The sequence below is a fragment of the Nocardiopsis lucentensis DSM 44048 genome (assembly GCF_000341125.1).
Taxonomy (GTDB): Bacteria; Actinomycetota; Actinomycetes; order Streptosporangiales; family Streptosporangiaceae; genus Nocardiopsis; species Nocardiopsis lucentensis.
Genome location: NZ_ANBC01000667.1, coordinates 1 through 3,054, shown reverse-complemented (window position 1 = coordinate 3,054; position 3,054 = coordinate 1). Strand labels below are relative to the sequence as shown.

Here is a 3,054-nt window from a genome sequence, read left to right as displayed (position 1 = left end):
CGGCAGGGTCGGCCAGCAGCCGTTTCGCCTTCGGGCGGCCACCATTGACGCCCGAAGCGATCTCGGATTCGATCCGCACGACCTTGTGCCCGGCCTTCGCGGCCCACGTCGACAGGCGCGCCGTCTGCCGGTCCAAGTCGGACTTCTGGTCGTGGGAGGAGACACGGGCGTACAGACCCACACCGCCAGTTGTCGGGGGTGAGGCGTTCGCGTCGATGTTCACCAGGATCGTGCGTGGCCCCACTCGTTCCGCGGGAACCGGCAGCGTGCCCTCACGGAACCAGCGGTACGCGGTACGCGGGGCGATCCCTTGTGCGCGTGCCCATTCCGTCAGGTTCATGCACAAGATCGTATATCACTCGTGACGTCGAAAGGACACTCATGGACACTTATTCGAGAGCAGCTACTCACCCCGTCCCCGACACGGGAAGGCCCGGGGAGCGCACGCTGAGCCGACGCCGGCGCCTCGCCGCGGCACGCGCCCTGGTTCGTGGCATGGACGCCATGCTCCCGGGCTTCCAGACGATCCACCCGATGCACCCGCTCGAACCGGAGGAGTGCGTCTTCGCCCTTCCCCACGGCCTGAGCCACCACGTGCGCGCGCCCATCCCCGGCTACCGGGCCTGGGTCGAGCGGCGCGACGCCGTCCCCGACTACGCCTACCTCAAACAGCAGCTCCAGGCGTTGCAGTGGAAACGCCCGCGACGGCGCTGGGTGCTCAAGTCACCCCTGCACCTGCTGACCCTGGACGCCCTGCTCGACGTCTTCCCCGACGCCACGGTGGTTCTCACCGACCGCGACCCGGCGCGCGCGATGGCCTCGTGGGGCAGTCTGACCGAGGCGGGGATGCGCCTGCACTGCGCCGACGTCGACCCGAGCTGGATCGGCGGCGAGTGGCTGGAGATCTGGTCGAAGGGCGCGGAGCGGGCCAGGGCGGTCCGCCGCGCGCACGACCCCGGACGCTTCCTCGACCTGCCCTACGACGAGCTCACCCGCGACCCGGTCGCGGTGGCCGAGCGGACGTGGCGCGCCCTCGGGGCGGAGTTCGACGCCGAGTCCCGGAACCGGACACTGCGCTACACCCGGCGCGACCGCCGGAAGAACCCGGGCGGGCACCGGTACGGGCCGGAGCGTTACGGGCTCGACCCCGACCGGGTGCGCGCCGTGTTCGGCCCCGACCCCATGGGCGCCGGGGCCGTGCGCGGCTGAGCCTCAGGCGTCCCGGCCGGCCGAGTACACGCTCAGGTGGGTGCGGGCCAGGGAGAACAGGGGTGCGGGCACGCCCAGGTCGTGGGCGCGGCGGACCAGGTCGCCGACGATGTGGTCGGCCTCCACCGGATTCCCGTGCGTCAGGTCCCAGTACATCGAGGTACTTGTGGTGCTGGTGGTACTGGAGATCGCCGACCGAGCCCAGCGCAGGAACCCCTCGCCGGGCGGGTGGCCCGCCGCGGTGGCGATCGCGACGGCCTCCTCGGTCATCGCGGCGGTGAACTCCGCGCCGCCGGGCGCGCGGTTGATCGAGCCGATGGGGCCGCGCATCAGACAGTTGCAGGCGCCCATGGTCGCCAGGAAGACCCACTTCTCCCACATCCGCTGGAGGATCTCCTCCGTGGCCGTGGCGGTGAAACCGGCGCCGTCCAGGGCCGCGTGCACGCGTTCCAGGGTTTGGACGGGGGTGTCGGAGAGCGGTCCGTAGACCAGTTCGGCCAGGTCGCCGACCCGCTCGACCTCACCCTCCGCGCCCAGCCGGGTCTGCACCAGCCCCACCCCGCCGTAGACGCGGTCGGCGCCGAACCGCTCGGTGAGGACGTCGACGTGGCGCATGCCGTTGAGGAAGGGCACCACCACCGTGTGGGGCCCGACGGCGGGAGCCAGGTCCTTGACCGCGGCGTCCAGCGCGTAGGCCTTGACCGCCAGCACCACCAGGTCGTAGTCGGCGCCGAGCCGGTCGGCGGTGACCGCCGACACCGGGGTGGAGTCCACCCGTCCCTCCAGGTCGCGGACGCGCAGGCCGTGCTCGCGCAGCAGTTCGGCGCGCGCGGGACGGACGAGGAAGTCGACGTCGCGACCGGCCCGGGCCAGGCACGTCCCGAAGTAACCCCCGAGCGCACCCGCGCCCACGACCAGAATCCGCATGGTTCTCCCCACCCGATCGTCGGTCAACGTCGCACAACGTATGACGATGGGACGGATCACCGCAAGAGCGGGTGGTCCCCGGTCGGCCTCCGGAACTAAGGCGTGTGCCGGCCCACCCGGCGGTCTCGCTCGGCCCGGTGCCGCTTCAGCAGGGCCCGGTTGAGCAGGTGGGCCAGGCCCGCCCGCTCCAACCGGGTGACGAGGGCGGCCCGGTCCGTCCCCAGTGCCCGTGCCGTGTCCGCCAACGACCAGTCGTTCTCCCCCAGCGCCTTCAGCAGGCGGCCGCGCCGGACCTGGGCGTTCGAGAGCCGGAAGGTCTTCAGGTAGGCGACGCGGCCGTCCGCGGCGGTGATCACCTCACCGATGTGGTTGTCGCGGTCGCCCCGGAACGAGGGCAGGAACCGGCTGAGCGTGAACCCGGACCGCGTGTACAGGCGCTCGAAGGTGTGGTCGGCGCCGGTCAGGGACGGCAGCATGAGCTCGTCGTGGCCCTTCGCGGAGGCGGCCCGGGAGGCCCGGACCGCGCGGCGCAGGTCGGCCAGGTCGCGGACGGAGCGCGGGTCGACCGGCTCGTGCAGCGCCCGCACCGTGATGTTGAGCAGCCCGTTCACGTACAACTGCTCGCCGAACATGTCCAACAGCAGCGTCGGATGCAGGGCCCGGTAGTCGTCCGGGTGCGGTACGACGTGCACCGTGGCCAGGGTGTCGGCCACATGGATGACCACCCCGCACTGGTCCGGATGGATCTCGAACACGCGCAGCGCCTCCTGGAGGTCGCCCACGTGTCCGCCCAGGTAGGCGGTCTCCGCTCTGGGCGACAGGCCCTCGCGCACGGTGCTCCTGGCCCACTCCGCCCACGCGATCGGCGGGCCGCCGAACCCCAGGGACAGCAGACCGTCCATGGCCAGGTGCAAGGGC

4 protein-coding genes are annotated in these 3,054 nt (G+C 71.9%); 1 reads left to right on the top strand and 3 read right to left on the bottom strand.

From position 1 onward, the window contains the following. Positions 1-340: recombinase family protein (locus D471_RS0123530; RefSeq protein ID WP_017600891.1), on the bottom strand; the 340-nt coding region annotated here is incomplete at its 3' end. 41 nt (positions 341-381) lie between these two features. On the opposite strand from D471_RS0123530, the gene D471_RS35795 reads away from it, so the two are divergent. Further along, positions 382-1,209: a sulfotransferase family protein gene (locus tag D471_RS35795; protein WP_083924306.1), complete on the top strand. Its 828-nt coding sequence runs from the start codon at positions 382-384 to the stop codon at positions 1,207-1,209. Positions 1,210-1,212: 3 nt separating this feature from the next. Here the strand turns inward: D471_RS35795 and D471_RS0123520 are convergent, their stop codons facing one another. Together D471_RS0123520 and D471_RS40415 are read right to left on the bottom strand one after the other, a co-directional pair. After that, on the bottom strand, positions 1,213-2,136 hold the full coding sequence (locus tag D471_RS0123520; protein WP_017600889.1) for a ketopantoate reductase family protein: 924 nt from the start codon (positions 2,134-2,136) through the stop codon (positions 1,213-1,215). A gap of 95 nt (positions 2,137-2,231) precedes the next feature. After that, the coding region (locus tag D471_RS40415; RefSeq protein WP_017600888.1) for an ARPP-2 domain-containing protein at positions 2,232-3,054 on the bottom strand (823 nt) is incomplete at its 5' end.